The sequence below is a fragment of the Variovorax sp. GW822-FHT04E09 genome (genome assembly GCF_058800845.1).
The window spans coordinates 247,457-270,091 of sequence record NZ_JBXAMR010000007.1 but is presented as its reverse complement, the minus strand read 5'-3'; the positions used below and the strand labels follow the sequence as shown (position 1 = coordinate 270,091).

The following is a 22,635-nucleotide window of genomic DNA, read 5'->3' as shown; positions in this document are numbered from 1 at the left end:
CTTTCAAACCAGTTTTGGAGTTCACATGAGCGCTGTACTCAAGCCCACCCCCGTCTCGACCGCCGACCAGGCGATTGCCGACCTGTCCCTTGCCGCCTGGGGCCGCAAGGAAATCAAGATCGCCGAAACCGAGATGCCCGGCCTGATGGCCATCCGTGAAGAGTTCTCGAAGGGCCAGGCCCTGAAGGGCGCGCGCATCACGGGCTCGCTGCACATGACCATCCAGACGGCCGTGCTGATCGAGACGCTGCAAGCCCTGGGCGCCGAAGTGCGCTGGGCCTCGTGCAACATCTTCTCGACGCAGGACCACGCCGCCGCCGCCATCGCCGCCGCCGGCACGCCGGTGTTCGCCATCAAGGGCGAGTCGCTGAAGGACTACTGGGACTACACCCACGCCATCTTCGACTTCGGCCCCAAGGGCTCGAAGGGCGAAGGCCCGAACATGATCCTGGACGACGGCGGCGACGCCACGCTGCTCATGCACCTGGGCCAGCGCGCTGAAAAAGACCTGGGCGTGCTCGCCAACCCGACCAGCGAAGAAGAACGCATTCTTTACGCCGCCATCAAGGCCAAGCTGGCTGTGGACGACACCTGGTACACCCGCAAGTCGGCCGAGATCATCGGCGTGACCGAAGAGACGACCACCGGCGTGCACCGCCTGAACGAGATGAGCGCCAAGGGCACGCTGCTGTTCCGCGCCATCAACGTGAACGACTCGGTCACCAAGAGCAAGTTCGACAACCTGTACGGCTGCCGCGAATCGCTGGTGGACGGCATCAAGCGCGCGACCGACGTGATGATCGCCGGCAAGGTGGCCTGCGTGGCCGGCTACGGCGACGTGGGCAAGGGCTCGGCCCAGGCCCTGCGTGCACTGTCGGCGCAGGTGTGGGTCACCGAAATCGACCCGATCAACGCCCTGCAAGCCGCGATGGAAGGCTACAAGGTCGTGACCATGGAGTACGCCGCCGACAAGGCCGACATCTTCGTGACCACCACCGGCAACCGCGACGTGATCCGCCACGAGCACATGGCCGCCATGAAGGACCAGGCCATCGTCTGCAACATCGGCCACTTCGACAACGAGATCGACGTCGCGTCGATCGAGAAGTACGAGTGGGAAGAGATCAAGCCGCAGGTCGACCACATCACCTTCCCGGACGGCAAGAAGATCATCCTGCTGGCCAAGGGCCGCCTGGTGAACCTGGGCTGCGGCACGGGCCACCCGAGCTTCGTGATGTCGTCGTCGTTCGCCAACCAGACCATCGCCCAGATCGAGCTGTTCACCAAGCCCGACGCCTACCAGGCCGGCAAGGTCTACGTGCTGCCCAAGCACCTGGACGAAAAGGTCGCGCGCCTGCACCTGAAGAAGGTCGGCGCCATGCTCACCGAGCTGACCGACTCCCAGGCCGCCTACATCGGCGTGGACAAGAACGGCCCTTACAAGCCGGACACCTACCGCTATTGATCCGCGTGCGCGCCGATCAACTGTTGGTGGAGCGCGGCCTGGCCGCGTCGCGTTCGCAAGCCGTGCGGCTCATCGCCGGCGGCATGCGCTGGCGTGACGCGGGCACGGGCGACGCGTGGCGCAACGTCGCCAAGAACAAGGACGAAGTGCCCGAGTCGGCCGAGCTCGAACTCGCCGACGCCGCCGAGGCACGCTACGTGTCGCGTGGCGGCCTCAAGCTCGAAGGCGCGCTGAAGACCAGCGGCGTGGACCCGACGGGCAAGCTCTGCCTGGACGTCGGCCAGTCGACCGGTGGCTTCACCGACTGCCTGCTGCAGCATGGCGCCGCCAAGGTGGTGGGCGTCGACGTGGGCCACGGGCAGCTGCATGCGCGCATGCGCGAGGACGAACGCGTGGTCGCCATCGAAGGCGTCAATGCGCGGGCGTTGTCGCCGGCCGACCTGCAGGTGGACGAGGGCGAGGACGACGAGGTGGGTGAGGCGCTCGAAGTCGTCGAAGCCCCGCCTGAGCCGCGCTTCGATCTCATCGTCGGCGACCTGTCCTTCATCTCGCTCACGCTGGTACTGCCGGCCGTGGTGCAGTTCCTGGCTGACGACGGCCAGTTGCTGATGCTGGTCAAGCCGCAGTTCGAGCTGCAGCCCGGCCAGGTCGGCAAGGGCGGCATCGTGCGCGACGAGGCGATGTACGCTGTGGTCGAGAAGCGCCTGCACGACGCCTGCGCGGCGCTCGAGCTGAAGGTGCTGCGCTGGTTCGACAGCCCGATCGCCGGGGGCGACGGCAACCGCGAGTTTTTCATTCACGCCGTTCGCGCTGCTGCCAAGGCGGGCGACGGTTCCTAAGGAGACGCAGGTGCGCCTTCCGCTGAGTTTCGAATTCTTCCCGACCAAGACGCCTGAAGGCGCGGTCAAGCTGCGCGCCGTGCGCCAGCAGCTGTATGCGCGCAAGCCGCAGTTCTGCTCCGTCACCTACGGCGCGGGCGGCTCCACGCACCAGGGCACCTTCGGTGCGGTGCAGGAGATCCTGGCCGAGGGCGTGGACGCCGCGAGCCACTTCTCGTGCATCGGCGCCACGCGCGCGACCGTGCGCGAGCAGCTGGCCGAGCTGAAGGCCATGGGGGTCAAGCGCCTCGTGGCGCTGCGCGGCGACCTGCCCAGCGGCTACGGCATCGGCGGCGAGTTCCAGTACGCGAGCGACCTCGTCGCCTTCATCCGCGAGGAGACCGGCCGCGACTTCCACATCGAGGTGGCCTGCTACCCCGAAGTGCATCCGCAGGCGCGCTCGCCCGAAGCCGACCTGCAAGCCTTCGCCACCAAGATGAAGGCGGGGGCCGACTCGGCTATCACGCAGTATTTCTTCAGCCCCGAGGCCTACTTCCGCTTCGTCGACGACGCGCGCAAGCTGGGGCTCGACACGCCGATCGTGCCGGGCATCATGCCCATCACGAGCTCGACGCAGCTCATGCGCTTCTCGGACGCCTGCGGCGCCGAGATCCCGCGCTGGATCCGCCTGCGGCTGCAGGGCTTCGGCGACGACACGGCCTCCATCAAGGCCTTCGGCCTGGACGTGGTGACCGACCTGTGCGCGCGCCTGCAAGCGGGCGGCGCACCCGCGATCCACTTCTACACGATGAACCAGTCGGCGGCCACGCTGGCGATCCTGGAGCGCCTGGATTGAGAGGGCTGCGCGCGGTCGCCGTCGCGGTCTCCTGCGTGCTCGCAGGGTGCACCATGCCGCCTGCCACGCAGGAGAAAGACGCGGACACCGCCGCCGCGCCGGCGGCGTCCGGCAAGCGGCTGCAGCCGCTGGGACGCGGCCTGGCCGTGCCGCCCGGCGCGGCCCCGCGCTCGGCCGTGCCGTCGGTGCGCTACGACCTCGCGGTGTCCGGCACCGGCGAGTCGCTGGACGATGGCGTGCCCGGCGATGAGCCGCGCGAGATCTTCGAGCGTGGTGGCGCGTCGTGGTACGGCATCCAGTTCCATCAGCGCAAGACCGCCAACGGCGAGCGCTTCGACATGGGCGCCATGACGGCGGCCCACAAGACGCTGCCCTTCAACACGCGCGTGTGCGTGCGCAGCCTGGTCAACGGCAGCGAGGTGCTGGTGCGCGTCAACGACCGCGGGCCCTTCACGCCGGGCCGCATCATCGACCTGAGCCGCGCCGCGGCCGACCGCATCGGTCTCACGAGCATGGGCATCAAGCAGGTGGCGCTGTCGGTCATCGACCGCGAGGGCATGCGCTGCGGCGGCCAGGCCGTGGCGGCGGAAGATCTGCAGCCCGCGCTGTTGCCCGAGGCGCCGACGTCGCGCGTGCGTGCGCCGGCCCCTGCGCGCAAGCGGGTGATCGTGCCGCCGCGCAAGCGCCGCTGAGCGGCCGGCCTCAGCCGCCGCTCTCGAGCGAGTAGGCGGCGTTGCGGTCCTGGGCCAGGCGCTCGGCCAGCTGGGGCAGTGCCTCGGCCAGTTGCGCCTTCAGCGTGTAGGGCGGGTTGATCAGGAACATCCCGCTCGCCGGCAGGCCCGGACGCTGCGTTTCGCCCGAGGCGGCGTCCTTCGTGATCTTGCTCGACTTGACCGTCAGCGTGGCGTGCAGCCACGGCTTGCCGGCCTTGGTCGCCATCGTCTTCAGGCGGCGCGGCAGGTCGTGCGCCTCGGGGCGCGGAATGATCGGGTACCAGACGGCATACGTGCCGGTGGCGAAGCGCTTGAGCGCCTCGGCCGCGAAGTCGAGCACGCGGCCGTAGTCGGTCTTCATTTCGTAGCTCGGGTCCATCAGCACCAGCGCGCGGCGCGAGGGCGGCGGCAGGAACTTGGTGGCGCTGCCGAAGCCGTCGTCGCGCAGCACGGCGATGCGGCGGCCGGCCTCGAGCTGGGCGATGTTGGCGTCCAGCGTGCGGGCGTCGGTCGGGTGCAGCTCGAACAGCTTGAGCTTGTCGTGGTCGCGCAGCAGGTGCTGCACGATGAACGGCGAGCCGGGGTAGACGCGCGCGCCGCCCTTGGGGTTGAAGTCATGGATCACGCTCAGGTAGCGGGCGATGGCTTCGGCGACCGGCTTTTCTTCGGCGGGGGCTGCGGGTTTCTTGCCCGTCGACTTGGCGGTGGGGGCGGGCGTGTCGGGGGCTTTCTCCGGTGCGGCGAAGAAGCGCAGCACGCCGTCGGCCGCTTCGCCGCTGGTGCCGGCGTAGTCGCCGTCGAGCCGGTACAGGCCGGCGCCGGCGTGGGTATCGACGACGGTCAGCGCGGCGTCTTTTTCAAGCAGGTGGTCGAGGGTGGCAATCAGGACCGTGTGCTTGAGCACGTCGGCGTGGTTGCCGGCATGGAACGCGTGGCGGTAACTGAACATGGAATGAGGCCTGAAAAAGTGGAAAGGGGAGCGCTAGACTCGCGCGGCGCTACATTGATTTACAAAACACAACGAGGGGCAGCAATGCGAGGAGCCGGATGGCGATTTTGGGGCCTGTGCGTCGGCGCGGGTGTTTTGTCTATTTTGACGGGCTGCGCCTCCGTGACCCACGGCACCACGCAGAACGTGAAGGTCGAGACCCTGTCGCCCGAGGGCAAGGTGGTCGACGGCGCCCGCTGCCGGGTCTCGAACGACCGCAATGATGCGGTGGTGCGCTCCGGCCTGACCCTGCCGGTGCGGCGCTCGGGCGAGAACCTGAACATCGAATGCACCCAGTCCGGCCTGCCGCCGGCCCGCGGCCAGGCGATTTCGCGCGCCAACGTGGGCCTGGTCGGCAACGTGATGATCGGCGGCCTGGTCGGCGTGGCGATCGACGCCGGCACCGGCGCGGGCTTCAACTACCCGAGCTGGATCCGGCTGATCTTCGGCGAGGTGCGCAGCTTCGACCGCAGCGCGCAGACCGGCGATGAAGCGACCGTCGGCATGAAGATCGGCACGACCGAGATGGCGGCTGCGCCGGCGCCGAAGACGGCCGTGGCAGCGCCTGTGCCTGCGCCCGCGCCGGCCGTGGTCGCGCCACCGCCGCCTCCCGTGGCGGTTGCGCCGCCCGCTCCGGCGCGCCCCGCGCCCGCAGCACCGTCCGCCGCGCCCGACGCCCGCGTCTCGATGGACGACCTGCGCGGCCTGCTGCCCGCCAAGCCGTGAAGCCGATGTGGAAGAACGCCGCGCCGTGGCTGTGCGCCGCGGGCGCCCTGCTGGCTGCCGGCCCCGCCGCCGCGCTGGAGCCCGACGCCCTGTTCGCCAAGCTGACCGGCAGCGTCTGGGCCGTGCGCACCTTCGACGCGCAGGAACGCCCGCTGCGCGCCGGCAGCGCCGTGGTGATCGCGCCCGGCCGGCTCGTCACCAACTGCCACGTGCTCGCCAAGGCCAGCAATTTCGTGGTCAGGCGCGACAACGTCACCTACGGCGCCACGCTCGAATACCCGGACCCGGGGCGCGACCTGTGCCAGATCAAGGTCGCCAACTTCACGGCGCCGCCGGTGGCGCTGGCGCCCGCCGGCGGTGCGCGGGTGGGGCAGCGCGTGTACGCCATCGGCAACCCGCGCGGGCTGGAAAACACACTCAGCGAAGGCCTGCTGTCGGGCCTGCGCGGTGGCGACGGCGAGGCGCGGCTGCTGCAGACCACGGCGGCGATTGCGCCCGGATCGAGCGGCGGCGGGCTGTTCGACAGCGACGGCCGCCTGCTGGGCATCACCACCTTCGCCGCCCGCGACGGCGGCAACCTGAATTTCGCCATGCCGGCCGAGTTCCTGGCGGAACTGCCAGCCCGCGCCCAGGCGCAGCTGGCGGCTCGGGCCCGGGAGCCTGCGGGCGCTGCCGCCCGACGGGTGGCCGACGCCGGTGGGGCGGGCATCCCGCTGACCGAGCCGCTGCGCGCCGGCGACGCGCTCGAGTACGTGCGCACGGACCGGCTGACGGGCAACCGGGCGCCGGTGATCTACCGGGTGGACCGGGTCAGCGGCGACGAGGTGTCGTTCAATGCTGGCAGCCGGATCGAGAAGACCAACGGGCAGGTGGTCTCCATCACGTCGCCGGCCGGCGGCCTGTTCGACACCGCGTCGCCGCCGGGCGGCTGGGCATTGCGCAAGGACGACATCCAGCCCGGCATGCGCTGGCAGCTCGACTACGTGACGACCACCGGCGACCGGCTGCGGCATGAACTCACCGCCTCGGTGGGCGGCGAGCAGACGATGCGTGTGGACGGGGTGGAGTTGAACGTGATGCGCATCGGCTACGAGGGCTGGATCTTCGCCTCCAGCACCACCAGCTTGCCGCTGACCGGCGCCAGCACGCGCTTTCGGGGCGCCGCCTGGTACAGCCCCGAGCTGGGCCGGGTCGTCCGTTTCGAGGGCGAATACCAGCGCGGGGTCTCCTCGGGGGCCAACGAGAGCCTGGAGCTGGTCCGCATCCAGCGCTGAGGCCCCCGGAAGCCCGGAAATTGGCCGTTCGGCCATTTCTTCATATAATCGCGGGCTTCGCAGCGTTTTTGTAGCCCCGCGGCGAAGGCATGCCAGCCACCCTTTCATTGGGCGGAAGGCGTGAAAACCCACCTAAGAGATTCCCATCAGAGGAACGCCGACCGTGGAAAAGGGCTCGCCAAACCCTCTTTCAAGAGAAAAACTCATGACCAAAACGTTCAGCGCCAAGCCCGCTGACGTGACGCACGAGTGGTTTGTGATTGACGCGACCGACAAGGTCCTCGGACGAGTAGCCAGCGAAGTTGCTCTCCGTTTGCGCGGCAAACACAAGGCCATTTACACGCCTCACGTCGATACCGGTGACTACATCGTCATCATCAACGCCGCGCAACTGCGCGTCACCGGCGCCAAGTCGATCGACAAGGTGTACTACCGTCACTCGGGCTACCCGGGCGGTATCACGGCGACGAACTTCCGCGACATGCAGAACAAGCACCCGGGCCGCGCCCTGGAAAAGGCTGTCAAGGGCATGCTGCCCAAGGGCCCGCTTGGTTACGCGATGATCAAGAAACTCAAGGTGTACGGTGGTGCTGAGCACCCGCATACCGCCCAACAGCCCAAAGTGCTGGAACTGTAAGGAGCCTTGAGAATGATTGGTGAATGGAACAATGGCACCGGCCGTCGCAAATCCAGCGTCGCCCGTGTGTTTCTGAAAAAAGGCACCGGCAAGATCACGGTCAACGGCAAGGACATCCAAGCGTTCTTCGGCCGTGAAACCTCGATCATGATCGCCAAGCAGCCCCTGGCGCTGACCAACAACCTCGAAGCTTTCGACGTGATGGTCAACGTGAACGGCGGCGGCGAATCGGGTCAAGCCGGCGCCACGCGCCACGGCATCACCCGTGCCCTGATCGACTACGACGCTTCGCTGAAGCCCGTCCTGAGCCAAGCCGGCTTCGTGACGCGTGACGCACGTGAAGTCGAACGTAAGAAGGTCGGTCTGCACTCCGCCCGTCGCCGCAAGCAGTTCAGCAAGCGCTGATCCCCTGCGCGTTGCGAGACAAGAAGCCGCCCTCGGGCGGCTTTTTCGTGGCCGCGTCCCCCGGGTGCTCTTGGCGGATGCGGCGCCCGACCCCACTTGCGATGGGTGCTCGCCACAGTCGGCCTGCCGAGATTGCGGCATTGCAGTAGCATCCGTCCCATTGGCCGCCCAAGCGGCCCCCCAAGGAGTTTCACCCCATGAGCGCTGTTGCCGAAAACATCCAGACCCAGATGCCCGAGCCGATCGTCTTCACCGACAGCGCGGCCGCCAAGGTCGCCGACCTGATCGCCGAAGAGGGCAATCCCGACCTGAAGCTGCGCGTGTTCGTGCAGGGCGGCGGGTGCTCGGGCTTCCAGTACGGTTTCACCTTCGACGAGATCACCAACGAAGACGACACCACCATGACCAAGAACGGTGTGTCGCTGCTGATCGACGCCATGAGCTACCAGTACCTGCTCGGCGCCGAGATCGACTACAAGGAAGACCTGCAGGGCGCCCAGTTCGTCATCAAGAACCCGAACGCCACCAGCACCTGCGGCTGCGGTTCCAGCTTCTCGGCCTGATGCCTGGATGCTGCTGACCAGCCCCCTCGAAAAAGCCGCCTCCGGGCGGCTTTTTGCTGCCCGTCGTTTTCCTGAGTCCACGCTTTCCCGATGAGTCCCGAAACCGCCGTTCCCGTCGATCCCGCCCGCAAGAGCCTGCTGTGGCTCGTGGCCGTGGGCTTTTTCATGCAGACGCTGGACGCCACCATCATCAACACGGCGCTGCCCGCCATGGCCGCCAGCCTTGGCGAGAGCCCGCTGCGCATGCAGTCGGTGGTGGTGGCCTACGCGCTCACCATGGCGATGCTGATCCCGGCCTCGGGCTGGATCGCCGACCGCTTCGGTACGCGGCGCATCTTCTTCTGCGCCATCGTGCTGTTCGCGGCCGGCTCGGTGCTGTGCGCGCTCTCGCAGGGGCTGGGGCAGCTCGTGGCGGCGCGGGTGGTGCAGGGCCTGGGCGGGGCGCTGCTGCTGCCTGTGGGGCGCCTGGCGCTGTTGCGCACGGTGCCGCGCGGCGAGTTCCTGCAGGCGATGAGCTTCGTGGCCATTCCGGGGCTCATCGGGCCGCTGCTGGGGCCCACGCTGGGCGGCTGGCTGGTGCAGTACGCCTCCTGGCACTGGATCTTCCTGATCAACGTGCCGGTGGGACTGGCCGGCTGCATCGCCACGCTGCGCTACATGCCGGACCTGCGCGGCGCCCTCCAGAAGCGCTTCGACGGCGTGGGCTACGCGCTGCTGGCCTTCGGCATGGTGGCGATCTCGCTGGCGGTCGACGGCGTGTCGGGGCTCGGGCTGCGCCAGGGCGGGGTGATGGCGGTGCTGATCTTCGGCTTTGCCGCCGTGGTCGCCTACTGGCTGCGCGCGGCGCGCACGCCCGAGCCGCTGTTCTCGCCCGCGCTGTTCGGCATCCCGACGCTGAGCATCGGCCTGCTGGGCAACCTGTTCTCGCGCCTGGGCAGCAGCTGCATGCCCTTCCTGGTGCCGCTGCTGCTGCAGGTGTCGATGGGCTATTCGCCGGTGCGCGCCGGGCTGATGATGCTGCCGGTGGCGCTGGCCGGCATGGCCATGAAGCGCTTTGCCACGCCGCTGATCACGCGCCACGGCTACCGCCGCGTGCTGGTCGCCAACACGGTGCTGGTCGGCTGCACCATGGCCAGCTTCGGCCTCACGGCGCCGGGGCAGCCGGTGGCGCTGCACCTGCTGCAGCTGCTGGTGTTCGGCGCGGTCAACTCGCTGCAGTTCACGGCCATGAACACCATCACCCTGAAGGACCTCGACGGCGGCATGGCCAGCAGCGGCAACAGCCTGCTGTCGATGGTGCAGATGCTGGCGATGAGCCTGGGCGTGGCCGCCGCCGGCGCGGTGCTGGCGGGCTACAACGGCGTGTTCGGCACGGCCACGGCGGTGCAGACGCTCGATGCGTTCCAGGCCACGTTCGCGACCATGGGGCTCATCACGGTGGCTTCGGCGCTGATCTTCTGGCATCTGCCGGCAGAAGTGCGGGCGGCACAGCCTGCACAGCCGGAGGTCTCCGGCCAGGGCTGACGCAGATCAGGCCGGGTAGATCGCGCCGAGCACCCGCGCCCCGCGCGCGCCGGTCACGCTCGCGAGGTTGCCGGGTTCGCGCCGGACGGTGCGCCGGGCCAGCCACGCGAAGGCGGCCGCCTCGACCTGCTGGGGCGGCAGGCCGTGTTCCGACGACGCCTGCACCTGCACGCCGGGCAGCAGGGCGCGCAAGCGGCCCATGAGGTGGTCGTTGAGTGCGCCGCCGCCGCAGACGATCAGCAAGGCGCTCTCTTTTTGATAGCTTCTCAGGGCCACCGCGCAGGTGCTGGCGGTCAGTTCGGCCAGCGTGGCCTGCACATCGGCAGACGCCCAGGTTGCTGTACCCAGATGGCCGGCCAGCCAGTCCGGGTGGAATAAATCGCGCCCCGTGCTCTTTGGCGGCGCCTTGGTGAAATACGGTTCGGCCTGCAGCCGGGCCAGCAGCTCGGGCAGCACGCGCCCGCTGGCCGCCCACTGGCCGCCCCGGTCGAAGGGCTGGCCGAGGTGGCGCTGGCACCAGTGGTCCATCAGCGCGTTGGCAGGGCCGCAATCGAAGCCCAGCAGGGGGGCAGCAGTGCCCGCCGGCGCGCTCGTGGCGGGCAGCAAGCTCAGGTTGGAGATGCCGCCGAGGTTCAGCACGGCGACGGGCGCGTCGGGCCGGGCGAACAGGGCCTGGTGGAAGGCCGGCACCAGCGGGGCGCCCTGGCCGCCGGCCGCGAGGTCGCGGCTGCGGAAGTCGGCGACCACGTCGATGCCGCTCAGTTCGGCCAGCAGCGAAGGGTTGTTGACCTGCAGCGTGTAGCCGGTGCCGTCGAACTCGAGCGGCCGGTGGCGCACGGTCTGACCGTGGGCGCCGATGGCAGTGACGGCTTGCGGGGCGGTGCCGGTGCGGGCCAGCAGTTGCGCGACCACGTCGGCATACGCCCGCGCCAGGCCGTTGCCGGCCAGGGCCGCGCGGTGCAGTTCGTTGTCGCCGGGGGTATTGAGCGCCAGCAGCTCGGCGCGCAGCGGGGCGGGAAAGTCGGCGCTGGCGTGGCCGATCACCGCGAGGTGGCCGTCGTCGGAGAAATCGGCAATGACGCCGTCGACCCCGTCGAGCGAGGTGCCCGACATCAGGCCGATGAAGCGTTGCTGCGGCGGCTGCGGTGCGGCGGCCATGCCCAGGGGAGCGAGGCTCAGTCGGCGCTGGCCTGGATCACCGAGAAGGCGGCGGCCAGCTCGGTGCGGGCGCCCACGGCGATGCGTTCGAAGGCCGGACGCAGGGCGGCGGTGATCGGTGCGCCGCCTTCCTGCGCGATCGTGGTCGGGTCCTGGTAGGCCCCGCCGACGCGGTATTCGAAGTGCAGGTGCGGGCCAGTGGCCCAGCCGGTGGAGCCGACGGCGCCGATGGTCTGGCCCTGGCTCACGCTCTCGCCGGCCTTCACGTTGATGCGGCTCAGGTGGGCGTAGGCCGTCTGCTGGTTGTTGCGGTGGTTGATGATGACGATGTTGCCGTAGCCGCTTTGCGTGCCGGCGAAATCGACCGTGCCATCACCGACCGTGCGCACCGCGGTGCCCGTGGGCGCCGCGTAGTCGATGCCGTTGTGCTGGCGCCAGCTGTTCAAAATCGGATGCATGCGCATCGCGAAGCCGCTGGACACGCGCGAGAACTCGACCGGCGACGCCAGGTAGGCCTTGCGCAGGCTGTCGCCGTTCGGGCGGTAGTAGCTGCCCTTCTGGCCCGCGCCCGGGGGCTGGAACCAGACGGCCTGGTGGACCTTGCCGTTGTTCTCGAACTCGGCCGAGAGCACGCGGCCGCTGCGCAGCGCCTGGCCGTCGGCTTCGAAGGTCTCGTAGACCACGGCGAAGCGGTCGCCCTTGCGCAGCGAACGCACGTCGACGTCGCCCGCGAAGATGTCGGCCAGTTGGCTCGCCACCGCGTCGGGAATGCGCGAGTCGTCGGTGGCAGCGAACAGGGAGCTGCGGATGGTGCCGCTGGCCAGGCGCGTGCCCGGCGTCAGCATGTCGCGCTCGGTGCGGGCGACAAAACCGGTGGGCGTGCGCTCGACGACGAAACGCTTGAAGCCGCCGTCGGCGTCGGGAATCCAGCGGGCGCTGAGCTTCTGCAGCTGGTTTTCCTGCGTGGCTTCGGCCGTCACGGTGCGGCCCACGCGCGCGAACAGCGCCATGCGCGCTTCGGCGTTGCCGCGCACGAAGGCGGTGGCGGCGGGGTCGGAAATGCCCAGGCGCTTCATCAGCGCCTCGGCCGTGTCGCTGGAACGCGAGACGTCGGTGCGGAACAGCGTGAAGCTGAAGTTCTCGAGCGACGCCGACTGGTCGGCGAAAGACACCGGCGCGGTGGCTTCGAGCACTTGCTGGATGGGGAGGTCGGACGCGTCGGGACCGAGCGAGGCGACCGCGAGGGTGCCGGCGCTGAGCAGCATCGCAGCGATCGCTGCGGTGATCTGCTTGGGGTACGTCCGGAATGTGTAGGCCACGCGGGAAGCGAGAAGCTCCTCGGCGGCGAGAATGCCGTTGATCAAACTGTGGATTCCAACTCAGGTTCTGCAGGTCCGTGCTGCAAGGCCCAGTGCGTTCAGGGCGGCAGGAGACGGTGCGGAAAAAAAGCGCCGCTTAGAATCCGGCGCTTGAAAAGTCGGGCTGAGTATAGCTTCGGCCACCGGAAAAACCGCCAAAAAAGCCCATGAACGCCGAATCTGTTACATCCACCAGCCTCTCCGATGGTGTAAGACAAGCCCTCGAAATCTCCCTCCGCGGCGCTGACGAGCTGCTGCCGCAGGACGAGTGGATCAAGAAGCTCCAGAAGGCGGAAGCCAGCGGCAAGCCGCTGCGCATCAAGCTGGGCCTGGACCCGACCGCACCGGATATTCATATCGGACACACGGTGGTGCTCAACAAGATGCGCCAGCTCCAGGACCTGGGGCACCGCGTGATCTTCCTGATCGGCGACTTCACCTCGCTGATCGGCGACCCCTCCGGCCGCAACAGCACCCGCCCGCCGCTCACGGCCGAGCAGATCCGCGCCAACGCCGAGACCTACTTCGCCCAGGCCAAGCTGGTGCTGGACGAGTCGAAGACCGAGATCCGCTACAACTCCGAGTGGAGCGACCCGCTGGGCGCGCGCGGCATGATCCAGCTGGCGGCCAAGTACACGGTGGCGCGCATGATGGAGCGCGACGACTTCAACAAGCGCTTCAAGGCCGGCCAGTCGATCTCGGTGCACGAGTTCCTGTACCCGCTGATGCAGGGCTACGACTCGGTGGCGCTGCAGAGCGACCTCGAGCTGGGTGGCACGGACCAGAAGTTCAACCTGCTCGTCGGCCGTCACCTCCAGCAGGAATACGGCCAGGAGCCGCAGTGCATACTCACTATGCCACTGCTCGAAGGGCTCGACGGCGTCGAGAAGATGTCCAAGAGCAAGGGCAACTACATCGGCATCAGCGAGGACGCCAACAGCATGTTCGCCAAGGTGCTGTCGATCTCCGACACGCTGATGTGGCGCTGGTACACGCTGCTGAGCTTCCAGTCGGTGGCGCAGATCGAGGCGCTGAAGGCCGAGATCGCGGCCGGCCGCAACCCGAAGGACGCCAAGGTGGCGCTGGCCAAGGAAATCACCTCGCGCTTCCACAGCGCGGCGGCGGCCGACGCGGCGGAGCAGGACTTCATCAACCGCAGCAAGGGCGGCGTGCCCGACGAGATTCCCGAGGTGGCGCTGAGCGGCGCCCCGCTGGGCATCGGCCAGCTGCTCAAGCAGGCTAACTTGGCGTCGTCGTCGGGCGAGGGCAACCGCCTGATCGACGGCGGCGGCGTGCGAATCGATTCGGTCGTGGTGTCCGACAAGGGCCTGAAGCTGCCTGCGGGCAGCTACGTGGTGCAGGTCGGCAAGCGCAAGTTCGCGCGGGTGACCCTGAGCTGATCGCAAGAAAAAAAGGCCCCTCGGGGCCTTTTTCAATGGGAGCCGGCGCGCAGGATCAGCGCACCTCGATGGTCACGCGCCGGTTGCGGGGCTCGTCCACCTCGTCGGCGGTGGGCACGGCCAGGTCGCGTTCGCCGCGGCCCACGGCCTCGATGCGGTTCGCCGGGAACTGGCGCTCCACGAAGAGCTGGGCCACTTCCTGTGCGCGGCGGCGCGACAGCTGGTCGTTCTGCTCGCCGGCACCCTTGGTGTCGGTGTGGCCGGTCACCACGATGTCGCCGCCGCTGCGGGCCAGCGCGGCGGCCAGCGCCTCGGTCATGATCTGCTGCGACGCCGCCGTCAACGTGGTGGTGCCCACTTCGAAGAACACCGTGTAGCGCTGCGGAAGCGGCGGGCGCATGTCGAACAGGGGCTTGTTCTCGGCCTGGACCTTGGCCGCATCGGCCTGGTCGACCACCGGTGCGCCGCTCGCGCCCACCGCGGCCGTGGCGCGCTGGTAGGGCTTGGAAAGCACTTCTTCGCCGTCCTTGGCGCGCACCACCACGGCGGAGGGCGTGCCGTCAGCCTGGGGCAGCAGCACCACGCGCGTGCCCGGCGAGGAGCAGGCGGCCAGGAACAGGGCGATCGTGGTCGCGAGAAGAAGGGAGGAGCGGCGTAACAGTGTCTGCATCTTTTCAGGGTTGGCCGTCGGTCTGCACGATGAAGTCCGTGCCCCGAATGCCGATGGTGGCGGTCTGGGTTTCGACGCGCACGGCGTCGGGGTTGGTCTTGCCGATGAGGCCGGTGATCATGCGCATCGAGCCGCGCAGCAGCGACACGAGCATGCCGCCGTCGCGGGTGGTGCCGTCGAAGTGGAATTCCTTCAGGTCCATGCGCGAGGACGGGCCGACCATCAGCGTGGTGTTGTCGCGCAGCACGACGGCTGCGGAAGAATCCGGACCGGTCACGATGCGATCGACCGCGCCCAGCGCGTCGCCGGGGGCGGCCGTGCGCGTGGCGCCGGCGCTGTCGAGCAGCTGGACGTTGCCGCGCACCGTCTTCACGAACCCGGCCTGCTGGGGCGCGGCTGCTGCGGGCGCCGCAGCGGGAGCCTGGGCCTGGGCCAGGGTGGCTGCGCCGACGATGGCGAGCCCGAGGGCGGCGGTCAAAAATTTCTTCATCATTTGCCTCTCTGTGACTGATTGCTTCGCAATGAGCGCAAATATTAAGGCGAAGGCGTTACATATGGTCACGCGGCTGATAATTCAGCCGATTCCTGCGACGTAATGCCCGCCCGCACAGGCCCTTTTTACCTGATCTTGTTCTTTCTGCATGACGTTGACCCCTAAAACGCTGCTTCGCGTCTCTGTCGCGGTGGCCCTGATCACCATCCTCCTGAAGGGATGGGCCGGCTACCTGACGAACTCGATGGGCCTGATTTCGGACGCCATGGAGTCCTGCGTGAACCTCGCGAGCGCCATGTTCGCGCTGGCCATGGTGACCATCGCCGAGCGCCCGGCCGACGAGGACCATCCCTACGGCCACCACAAGGCCGAGTACTTCTCGTCCGGCTTCGAGGGCCTGCTGATCGTGGCCGCCGCCGTCGCCATCCTGTGGGTGTCGGTGCTGCGGCTGCTGTCGCCGCAGCCGCTGGAGCAGCTGGGCTGGGGCCTGGCGCTGTCGGTGATCAGCTCGGGCTTCAACGCGGCGCTGGCGTTCGTGCTGTTCCGCGCGGCGCGCGCGCACCGCTCCATTGCGCTGGAGGCCGACGGGCGCCACCTGATGACCGACGTGTGGACCTCGGTCGGCGTGCTGGTCGGCATCGTGGCCGTGCATTTCAGCGGCTGGCTCTGGCTCGACCCGCTGATCGCCATCGGCGTGGCGCTCAACATCGTGCGCGAGGGCTTCAAGCTCGTGTGGCGCTCGTCGCAGGGCCTGATGGACGAGGCGCTCGACGCCGAGACGCTCGCCACCGTGCGCGCCACCCTCGACGCCTTCGCCGCCAACCATGCCGAGGGCGACCGCCTGCGCTTCGACGACATGGTGACGCGCGGCGCCGGCCAGCGCCGCTTTGCCGACCTGCACATGCACGTGCCCGGCGACTGGACACTGCAGCGCGCCGCCAACCTGCGCGACGAGCTGGAACAGTCGCTCATGGACGCCGTGCCCGGCCTGCGCGTGACCATCCAACTGCTGCCGCTCACCATGGAAGCGCGCGCCACCCGACTCGAGGACCACCATTCATGAAAGCCGTGCTCCAGCGCGTCGCCCACGCCCGCGTCGACATCGCGGGCCAGACCGTCGGCGCCATCGAGGCCGGCCTGCTGGTGCTGCTGTGCGCCGAACGCGGCGACGCCGACAGCGTGGCCGACCGCCTGCTCGCCAAGATCCTCAAGCTGCGCATCTTCTCGGACGAGGCCGGCAAGATGAACCGCAGCGTGCAGGACATCGGCGGCGGCCTGCTGGTCGTGAGCCAGTTCACGCTGGCCGCGGACGTGAGCGGCGGCAACCGCCCCAGCTTCACGCTCGCGGCGCCGCCCGACGAAGGCCGCCGGCTCTACGAGTACTTCGTGGCGCAGGCGCGCGGCGCGCACCCGGTGGTGGCAACGGGCGAATTCGGTGCCGACATGCAGGTGCACCTGCTGAACGACGGGCCGGTCACGATCCCGCTGCAGATGACGGCGTGAACGGCGCGGGGCGGATCACCGCTTCCCACGCCACCTTCGGTTCGTCGTAGCGCAGCACGCGCACCTCCTCGAGGTGCTGCAGCTGCCAGCCGTCGGCAAACAGCCGCTCGACCGCGGCGCGGTCGAAGAAGCGCTTGGGAATGCCGTCCACCGTGTAGAAAAAGTCTTCGTCCCGCCCGCTGACCGACGGGCCGCGCGCGCCGTGGTGCCGGTCGTTGACCGAATTGAGGCGGCACAGCAGCACGCCACCCGGCCGCAGCACGCGGTGGATGCGCCGCACCAGCGCCAGCGTCTCGTCCCACGCGAAGTAGTGCAGCGACAGGCTCGCGAGCACCACGCCGACCGTGGCGCCCTCCGCGAGCGGCCAAGCGTCGCGGAAATCGCCGCAGTGAAACTCGGCCCTTTCGGGCACGCGTTGCGGCGCCTGCGTCAGCGCGTCAGACGACAGCTCGACCGCCACCACCCGCAAGCCGGCCTCGACCAGCGTGGCGGTGTCGCGACCGGCTGCACAGCCCAGTTCGAGCACCGGCCCGTCGCCGGCGCATGCGCGCAGCAGCGGCAGCCAGCGCGGCAGCCAGGGATCGGTGCCCGACGCCATCGCGACCTCCGCTCAGCGCCCGTACGGGCTGCGAATGCCCAGGCCCGCGAGGATCTCGATTTCGTACGCTTCCATCTCGTCCGCGTCGGCTTCGCTGGTCTCGTGGTCCCAGCCCTGCGCGTGCAGCGTGCCGTGCACCAGCAGGTGTGCGTAGTGCGCGGAGAGCGTCTTGCGGTTTTCCTTGGCTTCGCGCGCCACCACGGGCGCGCACAGCACCAGGTCGGCCATCACGACCGGGCCCTGCGCATAGTCGAAGGTGAGGACGTTGGTGGCGTAGTCCTTGCCGCGGAACTCGCGGTTCAGGCGCTGGCCCTCCTCGGTGTCGACGATGCGCACGGTGATCTCGCCGTCGATGTCCAGCGCGTGGCGGATCCAGCGCGTCACGCTGTGGCGCGGCAGCGCGGCGCGGTGCCGCTCCACGCCCTTGAAGCGCCCGAACTGCAGCGACAGCGACAGGGCCGGAAGCAGAGAGGCCGCCATGTCAGTGGCCTCCCGAGCGCTTGCGCTGGCCGTCGTAGGCATCGACGATCTTCGCCACCAGTGGGTGGCGCACCACGTCGGCGCTCGTGAAGTGCGTGGTCGCGATGCCGGCCACGCGCTTGAGCACGCGTTCGGCGTCGATCAGGCCGCTGAGCTGCTGCTTGGGCAGGTCGATCTGGCTCACGTCGCCCGTCACCACCGCCTTGGCGCCGAAGCCGATGCGCGTGAGGAACATCTTCATCTGCTCCACCGAGGTGTTCTGCGCCTCGTCGAGGATCACGAAGGCGTTGTTCAGCGTGCGCCCGCGCATGAAGGCCAGCGGCGCAATCTCGAGCACGTTGCGTTCGAAGGCCTTCTGCACCTTCTCGTAGCCCATGAGGTCGTACAGCGCGTCGTACAGCGGGCGCAGGTAGGGGTCGACCTTCTGCGTCAGGTCGCCCGGCAGGAAGCCCAGCCGCTCGCCGGCTTCCACGGCCGGGCGCGTGAGCACGATGCGCTGCACCGCCGCGCGTTCCAGCGCATCGACCGCGCAGGCCACCGCCAGGTAGGTCTTGCCGGTGCCGGCCGGGCCGATGCCGAAGGTGATGTCGTGCTTGGCGATGTTGTCCAGGTACAGCGCCTGCGTGGGTGTGCGGGCGCGCAGGTCGGCGCGGCGCGTGACGAGCATGGCCGCGTCCTCGTCGCTCATCGAGCCGTCGCCGGCCAGCGTGAGCTGCACCACGGCCGGGTCGATGGCGCGCTGGGCGATCTCGTACAGCGCCTGCAGCACCTCCATGGCGCGCTGCGCCGGGGCCTTGGGGCCGTCGACCTTGAACTGCTCGTGGCGGTGCGCGATCTTCACGCCCAGGGCGTCCTCGATGCGGCGCAGGTGCGCATCCAGCGGGCCGCACAGGTGGCCGAGGCGCGAATTGTTCAGGGGGGTAAAGGTGTGTCGCAGAATCACGCCGGACATTTCAAGGAAAAAGGGCACCCATGATAGGCAAACTGACCGGCACGCTCGCAGAGCGGAATCCCCCGCAGGTGGTGGTGGACTGCAACGGCGTCGGCTACGAGGTCGACGTGCCGATGAGCACGTTCTACAACCTGCCCAACGTCGGCGCGAAGGTGTCGCTGCTCACGCACTTCGTCGTGCGCGAGGACGCGCAGATTCTCTACGGCTTCGGCACCGCCGAGGAGCGGGCGGCCTTCCGCCAGCTCATCAAGATCACCGGCGTGGGCCCGCGCACCGCGCTGGGCCTGCTCTCGGGCATGAGCGTGGGCGAGCTGGCGCAGGCCATCACCACGCAGGAGCTGGGCCGGCTCGTGAAGATCCCGGGCATCGGCAAGAAGACCGCCGAGCGGCTGTTGCTGGAGCTCAAGGGCAAGCTGGGCGCCGACATCGGCCTGCCGGCGCATGCCGCGTCCGACGCGCAGGCCGACATCCTGCAGGCGCTGGTGGCGCTGGGCTACAGCGACAAGGAAGCCGCGCTCGCGCTGAAGGCGCTGCCGAAGGACGCGAGCGTGAGCGACGGCATCAAGATGGCACTGAAAGCCCTGGCGAAGTGAGTTGGCGCGAGGCGTGGTCGCGCGCGCAGGCGCTGCGCCACGAGTCGGCCGAGACCGACGCCGTGCTGATGCACACGGCCATGGCCTTGTCGGTGCCGATCATCTGGCTCTACGGCTTCGCCGGCGTGGCCTACGGCCAGCTGCCGATGCTGACGCCGGCCGGCTTCGTCGACATGCCGGGCGTCTGTGCATGGCTCACGGCGGTCATGGCCTTCGCGGTCGGCGTCCTGTTCATCGACTGGCTGGTGCGCGGTGACGTGGCACCGCCGCCGGTGCCGACGTCGATCGTCGTGCGGCACTGGCAGTCGGGCTGGCCCCGGTCGCCGGCGTTGCCGCCCGAGCCCTCTCCCGGCTTCCTGCAGGGCAGCGCCTCGCCGTTTCGCAGCGTGTGCCTGCTCGTCGCGGCCGTGGCCTGCGTGTCGGCACTGGTGTTCAGCGGCCTCGACACGCTGGGCTGGTCGGTCGTCGCGCGGCCGGGTGGGCTGGCGCCGCGCGCCGAATGGCCGCTGTACCCGCTGCCGTGGATCTGGCCCTGGCTGCTGCCGCTCGCGCGCCAGCCCTTCGCGCTCGGCACCGTCGCGGTCGGCGCGGTGCTGCTCGTCGCGGCGATCTTCATGCGCTGGCGCCGGATGCGCGGCGCGTGGTTTCCGTTCTTCACGGCGCTGCCGATCCTCGTGGCACCGCATTTCCTGGGTGCCGCGGGCTTCGACTACGCCGCCGCGCGCGGGCTCGGCGGCCTGAACGAACCCGCACTGGCGAGTGCGCTCGCGCAGCATCCGGGGCGCTACAACGTCTACACTTTCCTGAGCCTGTGGGGCGGCATCGGTGCCGGCACAGTCGGCCTGGTGCTCGGCTTCTGGTTCGGCCGCTCGCGGGTCATGGACGAGGACTGAGCGCTGGCCCGGCGCCCTGCAAGGAGACACCCTCTGTGAGCGCTTCTTTCTTCGATTCGCCCGCGCACCTGAGCGGCGGCCCCCTCACGCCGCGGATGCGCGCCGAGATGCCGTTCGAGCTCGTCGGCCCGCGCCTGCAGGCCGTGTGCGGCAACTTCACCCCCGTGCCCATGCCGCGCCAGCAGACCGTCTCGGGCGGCATCGAGGTGCGGCGCGCCGGCGGTGTCGACGTGGCGCTCATCGGCCAGAACCTGCAGCGCGTGCACCGCGACGCGCAGGCCATCCGGCGCGACGACCGCGAGCATTTCTTCCTCGTGTTCCAGGACCACGGCGGCGCGCTCATGTGCCAGGGCGCGCAGCAGATCGCGGTGCAGGCCGGCGACATCGTGCTGATCGATTCGGCGCGGCCCTCGGAGTTCGTCTACGACGGCGCCAGCTCGCAGCAGGTGTCGGTGCACCTGCCGCGCGCCGACATGCTCGCGCGCTTCGGCCCCACGCTGCAGGGCGGTGTGTGCGTGCGGCGCGGCGACGCGCTGGGCTTCGCGATGCGCGCCATCCTCGCGCGTCTGCTCGACAGCGGACAGTCCGACGACGCGCACCTGGTCGAGGCCTTTCTCGGCGTCTTCGGCTCGGTGCTGGTCGAGCGCGCGCGGCAGGCGCCGGCGCTGCTGTCGCGCAACGCCGGCGAGGGCGTGCTGCGCCGCGCGATGGACCACGTGGCGCTGCAGTTCCACGACCCGGCCTTCCACGCGGGCGAACTGGCGCGGCACCTGGGCGTGTCGCCGCGGCTGCTGCAGCGGGCCTTCGAGGCCTTGGGTGTTTCGCCGAGCCGCCACATCCTCGATACCCGGCTGGCGGCGGCGCGCGCCGCGCTCGATGCGGCGGCCCGGCAGGGCGGCCCCGCGCCGGCCATCGCGGTGGTCGCCTACGACTGCGGCTTCAACGACCTGTCGTTCTTCTACCGCGAGTTCCGCAAGCGCTACGGCGTGCCGCCGGGGCGCCTGGCGCTTGGACCCCTGACGCACTGACGCCTGAGTCCATTCGCTGACGCCTGGCTCCAAGACGTCGGCCCCTGCTTTTCCTACAGTGACCTGGCGCGCCCGCCCTGCGGCGGCGCGCGCCAGCGTCAACCCAACCAGGACAAAGCAATGCAAGAGACAAGAATGACGATCGGCGGTCGCGCGGTGCCAGGCACGGCCTCCTTCGAAGTGCGCAACCCCGCCAACGGCCAGGTGATCGGCACCGCGCCGAACGGTTCGCGCGACGACCTCGCCGCCGCCGTGGCCGCCGCGCAAAAAGCCTTCACGAGCTGGTCGCGCAAGTCCGACGACGAACTGGCCGCCGCCTGCCGCGCCGTCACCGAGAAGATCGGCGCGCACGCCGAAGAGCTGGCGCGCCTGCTCACGCTGGAGCAGGGCAAGCCGCTCAACGGCCTGGGTTCGCGCTGGGAGCTGGGCGGCGCCGCGGCCTGGGCCGGCGCCACCGCGGCGCTGTCACTGCCGCCGCGCGTGCTGCAGGACAACGCGCAGGGCCACGTCGAGATCTTTCGCAAGCCCGTGGGCGTGGTCGGCTCGATCACGCCGTGGAACTTCCCCGTGCTGATCGCCGTGTGGCACGTGCTGCCGGCGCTGCGCACGGGCAACACGGTCGTCATCAAGCCCTCGCCGTACACGCCGCTGGCCACGCTGCGCTTTGTCGAGCTGCTCAACGAAGTGCTGCCCGAAGGCGTGGTCAACAGCGTGAGCTGCGACGACCGCACCTCCAACCTCGGCGCCGACATGGCGAGCGACCCTGTCATCCGCAAGATCGTGTTCACCGGCTCCTGCGCCACCGGCAAGAAGGTGATGCAGTCGGCCGCCAGCACCATGAAGCGGCTCACGCTCGAACTCGGCGGCAACGACGCCGGCATCGTGCTGCCCGACGCCGACCCCAAGGCCATTGCCGAAGGCCTGTTCTGGGGCGCGTTCCTCAACAACGGCCAGACCTGCGCCGCCATGAAGCGCCTGTACGTGCACGCCAGCATCCACGACGAGGTGTGCGAGCACCTCGCGGCCTTTGCCAGGCAGGTGCCGATGGGTGATGGCATGGACGAGAAGAACGTGCTCGGCCCGGTGCAGAACCGCATGCAGTTCGACAAGGTCGCGCGGCTCGTGGCCGACGCGAAAAAGAAGGGCCAGGTGCTCACCGGCGGCGAACCGGGCGAGGGCCTGTTCTTCCCCGCGACCATCGTCGCGGGCCTGAAGAACGGCGATGCGCTGGTCGACGAAGAACAGTTCGGGCCCGCGCTGCCCGTCATCCGCTACACCGACGTCGAAGAGGCCATCCGCGCCGCCAATGACAGCGAGAACGGCCTCGGCGGTTCCGTGTGGTCCAAGGACATCGAGCACGCCAAGCGCATCGCCTCGCGCCTGGAGTGCGGCTCGGTGTGGATCAACAAGCACGGCGCCATCCAGCCCAACGCGCCCTTCGGCGGCGTGAAGGCTTCGGGGCTCGGTGTGGAGTTCGCGGAAGAAGGGCTGAAGGAGTACACCGACGCGCAGGTGATCTTCTCCTGACGCAGTGCAGAGC

The 22,635-nt window shown here is 69.2% G+C and carries 25 protein-coding genes; 17 read left to right on the top strand and 8 right to left on the bottom strand.

Going from position 1 to position 22,635, the window contains the following annotated elements:
* Positions 1 to 25 precede the first annotated feature (25 nt).
* The 4 genes from ahcY to AC1RL8_RS25850 are packed head-to-tail and all read left to right on the top strand — an operon-like array spanning position 26 to position 3,831.
* On the top strand, positions 26 to 1,465 hold the full coding sequence (ahcY, locus tag AC1RL8_RS25865) for an adenosylhomocysteinase (RefSeq protein ID WP_070062885.1): 1,440 nt from the start codon (positions 26 to 28) through the stop codon (positions 1,463 to 1,465).
* A gap of 5 nt (positions 1,466 to 1,470) precedes the next feature.
* Complete coding sequence (locus AC1RL8_RS25860; protein ID WP_159279420.1) at positions 1,471 to 2,304, top strand: TlyA family RNA methyltransferase; 834 nt, start codon at positions 1,471 to 1,473, stop codon at positions 2,302 to 2,304.
* Between the two features lie 10 nt (positions 2,305 to 2,314).
* A complete protein-coding gene (gene metF, locus AC1RL8_RS25855; protein ID WP_062482359.1) occupies positions 2,315 to 3,139 on the top strand; it encodes a methylenetetrahydrofolate reductase [NAD(P)H] in 825 nt (274 codons plus the stop codon).
* A 53-nt stretch (positions 3,140 to 3,192) separates the two neighbouring features.
* Positions 3,193 to 3,831 (top strand): septal ring lytic transglycosylase RlpA family protein, encoded by a 639-nt coding sequence (locus AC1RL8_RS25850; protein WP_095746890.1) that lies wholly within the window; start codon positions 3,193 to 3,195, stop codon positions 3,829 to 3,831.
* Between the two features lie 10 nt (positions 3,832 to 3,841).
* Here the strand turns inward: AC1RL8_RS25850 and AC1RL8_RS25845 are convergent, their stop codons facing one another.
* Positions 3,842 to 4,801, bottom strand: a complete 960-nt coding sequence (locus tag AC1RL8_RS25845; RefSeq protein ID WP_492686440.1) for a 23S rRNA (adenine(2030)-N(6))-methyltransferase RlmJ — start codon at positions 4,799 to 4,801, stop codon at positions 3,842 to 3,844.
* A gap of 162 nt (positions 4,802 to 4,963) precedes the next feature.
* On the opposite strand from AC1RL8_RS25845, the gene AC1RL8_RS25840 reads away from it, so the two are divergent.
* The 6 genes from AC1RL8_RS25840 to mdtD all read left to right on the top strand — a co-directional run bounded on the left by AC1RL8_RS25840 (position 4,964) and on the right by mdtD (position 9,969).
* Positions 4,964 to 5,566, top strand: coding sequence for a hypothetical protein (locus AC1RL8_RS25840; RefSeq protein ID WP_492686441.1), 603 nt, complete (start codon positions 4,964 to 4,966; stop codon positions 5,564 to 5,566).
* Positions 5,567 to 5,571: 5 nt separating this feature from the next.
* Entirely contained in the window at positions 5,572 to 6,840 is a 1,269-nt protein-coding gene (locus AC1RL8_RS25835; RefSeq protein WP_492686582.1) for a S1C family serine protease, read from the top strand.
* Between the two features lie 205 nt (positions 6,841 to 7,045).
* Positions 7,046 to 7,477: a 50S ribosomal protein L13 gene (gene rplM, locus AC1RL8_RS25830; RefSeq protein ID WP_062479213.1), complete on the top strand. Its 432-nt coding sequence runs from the start codon at positions 7,046 to 7,048 to the stop codon at positions 7,475 to 7,477.
* Between the two features lie 12 nt (positions 7,478 to 7,489).
* Positions 7,490 to 7,882, top strand: a complete 393-nt coding sequence (rpsI, locus tag AC1RL8_RS25825; RefSeq protein WP_062479216.1) for a 30S ribosomal protein S9 — start codon at positions 7,490 to 7,492, stop codon at positions 7,880 to 7,882.
* Positions 7,883 to 8,079: 197 nt separating this feature from the next.
* On the top strand, positions 8,080 to 8,445 hold the full coding sequence (gene erpA, locus AC1RL8_RS25820; protein ID WP_056577477.1) for an iron-sulfur cluster insertion protein ErpA: 366 nt from the start codon (positions 8,080 to 8,082) through the stop codon (positions 8,443 to 8,445).
* A gap of 90 nt (positions 8,446 to 8,535) precedes the next feature.
* Complete coding sequence (gene mdtD / locus AC1RL8_RS25815; RefSeq protein ID WP_492686442.1) at positions 8,536 to 9,969, top strand: multidrug transporter subunit MdtD; 1,434 nt, start codon at positions 8,536 to 8,538, stop codon at positions 9,967 to 9,969.
* Between the two features lie 6 nt (positions 9,970 to 9,975).
* On the opposite strand, the gene AC1RL8_RS25810 is transcribed toward mdtD, so the two are convergent.
* Together AC1RL8_RS25810 and AC1RL8_RS25805 are read right to left on the bottom strand one after the other, a co-directional pair.
* A complete protein-coding gene (locus AC1RL8_RS25810) occupies positions 9,976 to 11,127 on the bottom strand; it encodes an anhydro-N-acetylmuramic acid kinase (RefSeq protein ID WP_492686443.1) in 1,152 nt (383 codons plus the stop codon).
* A 17-nt stretch (positions 11,128 to 11,144) separates the two neighbouring features.
* Complete coding sequence (locus AC1RL8_RS25805) at positions 11,145 to 12,491, bottom strand: M23 family metallopeptidase (RefSeq protein WP_062479224.1); 1,347 nt, start codon at positions 12,489 to 12,491, stop codon at positions 11,145 to 11,147.
* 161 nt (positions 12,492 to 12,652) lie between these two features.
* On the opposite strand from AC1RL8_RS25805, the gene tyrS reads away from it, so the two are divergent.
* Positions 12,653 to 13,885, top strand: coding sequence for a tyrosine--tRNA ligase (tyrS, locus tag AC1RL8_RS25800; RefSeq protein WP_492686444.1), 1,233 nt, complete (start codon positions 12,653 to 12,655; stop codon positions 13,883 to 13,885).
* Between the two features lie 55 nt (positions 13,886 to 13,940).
* Here tyrS and AC1RL8_RS25795 read toward each other — a convergent pair whose 3' ends face one another.
* Positions 13,941 to 14,555, bottom strand: coding sequence for an OmpA family protein (locus AC1RL8_RS25795; protein ID WP_492686445.1), 615 nt, complete (start codon positions 14,553 to 14,555; stop codon positions 13,941 to 13,943).
* Positions 14,556 to 14,559: 4 nt separating this feature from the next.
* The gene (locus AC1RL8_RS25790; protein ID WP_369630225.1) at positions 14,560 to 15,045 is read right to left on the bottom strand and encodes a FecR family protein; all 486 of its coding nucleotides are present in this window, start codon (positions 15,043 to 15,045) and stop codon (positions 14,560 to 14,562) included.
* Between the two features lie 151 nt (positions 15,046 to 15,196).
* Between AC1RL8_RS25790 and AC1RL8_RS25785 the strand changes: the two genes are divergently transcribed.
* Positions 15,197 to 16,111 (top strand): cation diffusion facilitator family transporter, encoded by a 915-nt coding sequence (locus AC1RL8_RS25785; RefSeq protein WP_095746881.1) that lies wholly within the window; start codon positions 15,197 to 15,199, stop codon positions 16,109 to 16,111.
* Positions 16,108 to 16,551: a D-aminoacyl-tRNA deacylase gene (gene dtd, locus AC1RL8_RS25780; protein ID WP_099793121.1), complete on the top strand. Its 444-nt coding sequence runs from the start codon at positions 16,108 to 16,110 to the stop codon at positions 16,549 to 16,551. The genes AC1RL8_RS25785 and dtd overlap by 4 nt, the downstream gene beginning before the upstream one ends.
* Here the strand turns inward: dtd and AC1RL8_RS25775 are convergent.
* The 3 genes from AC1RL8_RS25775 to AC1RL8_RS25765 are packed head-to-tail and all read right to left on the bottom strand — an operon-like array spanning position 16,523 to position 18,581.
* Positions 16,523 to 17,149 (bottom strand): class I SAM-dependent methyltransferase, encoded by a 627-nt coding sequence (locus AC1RL8_RS25775; RefSeq protein ID WP_492686446.1) that lies wholly within the window; start codon positions 17,147 to 17,149, stop codon positions 16,523 to 16,525. The genes dtd and AC1RL8_RS25775 overlap by 29 nt on opposite strands.
* Positions 17,150 to 17,161: 12 nt before the next feature.
* Positions 17,162 to 17,629, bottom strand: a complete 468-nt coding sequence (gene ybeY, locus AC1RL8_RS25770; RefSeq protein WP_492686447.1) for an rRNA maturation RNase YbeY — start codon at positions 17,627 to 17,629, stop codon at positions 17,162 to 17,164.
* 1 nt (position 17,630) lies between these two features.
* Positions 17,631 to 18,581, bottom strand: coding sequence for a PhoH family protein (locus tag AC1RL8_RS25765; RefSeq protein WP_172438305.1), 951 nt, complete (start codon positions 18,579 to 18,581; stop codon positions 17,631 to 17,633).
* Positions 18,582 to 18,601: 20 nt separating this feature from the next.
* On the opposite strand from AC1RL8_RS25765, the gene ruvA reads away from it, so the two are divergent.
* From ruvA to AC1RL8_RS25745, 4 genes are all read left to right on the top strand, one after another.
* Positions 18,602 to 19,174: a Holliday junction branch migration protein RuvA gene (gene ruvA, locus AC1RL8_RS25760; RefSeq protein WP_056577514.1), complete on the top strand. Its 573-nt coding sequence runs from the start codon at positions 18,602 to 18,604 to the stop codon at positions 19,172 to 19,174.
* Complete coding sequence (locus AC1RL8_RS25755) at positions 19,171 to 20,067, top strand: hypothetical protein (RefSeq protein ID WP_492686448.1); 897 nt, start codon at positions 19,171 to 19,173, stop codon at positions 20,065 to 20,067. The genes ruvA and AC1RL8_RS25755 overlap by 4 nt, the downstream gene beginning before the upstream one ends.
* 35 nt (positions 20,068 to 20,102) lie before the next feature.
* Positions 20,103 to 21,095: a helix-turn-helix domain-containing protein gene (locus AC1RL8_RS25750; protein ID WP_095947951.1), complete on the top strand. Its 993-nt coding sequence runs from the start codon at positions 20,103 to 20,105 to the stop codon at positions 21,093 to 21,095.
* Between the two features lie 120 nt (positions 21,096 to 21,215).
* Complete coding sequence (locus AC1RL8_RS25745) at positions 21,216 to 22,622, top strand: aldehyde dehydrogenase family protein (RefSeq protein ID WP_216360064.1); 1,407 nt, start codon at positions 21,216 to 21,218, stop codon at positions 22,620 to 22,622.
* Positions 22,623 to 22,635: the final 13 nt, after the last annotated feature.

Bases quoted from the DNA above. Each gene is read 5' to 3' on its own strand.
- AC1RL8_RS25775 (WP_492686446.1), bottom strand. From the start codon at position 17,149: ATGGCGTCGGGCACCGATCCCTGGCTGCCGCGCTGGCTGCCGCTGCTG.
- erpA (WP_056577477.1), top strand. From the start codon at position 8,080: ATGAGCGCTGTTGCCGAAAACATCCAGACCCAGATGCCCGAGCCGATC.
- AC1RL8_RS25765 (WP_172438305.1), bottom strand. From the start codon at position 18,581: ATGTCCGGCGTGATTCTGCGACACACCTTTACCCCCCTGAACAATTCG.
- AC1RL8_RS25790 (WP_369630225.1), bottom strand. From the start codon at position 15,045: ATGAAGAAATTTTTGACCGCCGCCCTCGGGCTCGCCATCGTCGGCGCA.
- AC1RL8_RS25850 (WP_095746890.1), top strand. From the start codon at position 3,193: ATGCCGCCTGCCACGCAGGAGAAAGACGCGGACACCGCCGCCGCGCCG.
- mdtD (WP_492686442.1), top strand. From the start codon at position 8,536: ATGAGTCCCGAAACCGCCGTTCCCGTCGATCCCGCCCGCAAGAGCCTG.
- rpsI (WP_062479216.1), top strand. From the start codon at position 7,490: ATGATTGGTGAATGGAACAATGGCACCGGCCGTCGCAAATCCAGCGTC.
- AC1RL8_RS25795 (WP_492686445.1), bottom strand. From the start codon at position 14,555: ATGCAGACACTGTTACGCCGCTCCTCCCTTCTTCTCGCGACCACGATC.
- AC1RL8_RS25845 (WP_492686440.1), bottom strand. From the start codon at position 4,801: ATGTTCAGTTACCGCCACGCGTTCCATGCCGGCAACCACGCCGACGTG.
- AC1RL8_RS25835 (WP_492686582.1), top strand. From the start codon at position 5,572: ATGTGGAAGAACGCCGCGCCGTGGCTGTGCGCCGCGGGCGCCCTGCTG.
- dtd (WP_099793121.1), top strand. From the start codon at position 16,108: ATGAAAGCCGTGCTCCAGCGCGTCGCCCACGCCCGCGTCGACATCGCG.
- rplM (WP_062479213.1), top strand. From the start codon at position 7,046: ATGACCAAAACGTTCAGCGCCAAGCCCGCTGACGTGACGCACGAGTGG.
- AC1RL8_RS25810 (WP_492686443.1), bottom strand. From the start codon at position 11,127: ATGGCCGCCGCACCGCAGCCGCCGCAGCAACGCTTCATCGGCCTGATG.
- AC1RL8_RS25745 (WP_216360064.1), top strand. From the start codon at position 21,216: ATGCAAGAGACAAGAATGACGATCGGCGGTCGCGCGGTGCCAGGCACG.
- ybeY (WP_492686447.1), bottom strand. From the start codon at position 17,629: ATGGCGGCCTCTCTGCTTCCGGCCCTGTCGCTGTCGCTGCAGTTCGGG.
- AC1RL8_RS25785 (WP_095746881.1), top strand. From the start codon at position 15,197: ATGACGTTGACCCCTAAAACGCTGCTTCGCGTCTCTGTCGCGGTGGCC.
- ruvA (WP_056577514.1), top strand. From the start codon at position 18,602: ATGATAGGCAAACTGACCGGCACGCTCGCAGAGCGGAATCCCCCGCAG.
- tyrS (WP_492686444.1), top strand. From the start codon at position 12,653: ATGAACGCCGAATCTGTTACATCCACCAGCCTCTCCGATGGTGTAAGA.
- ahcY (WP_070062885.1), top strand. From the start codon at position 26: ATGAGCGCTGTACTCAAGCCCACCCCCGTCTCGACCGCCGACCAGGCG.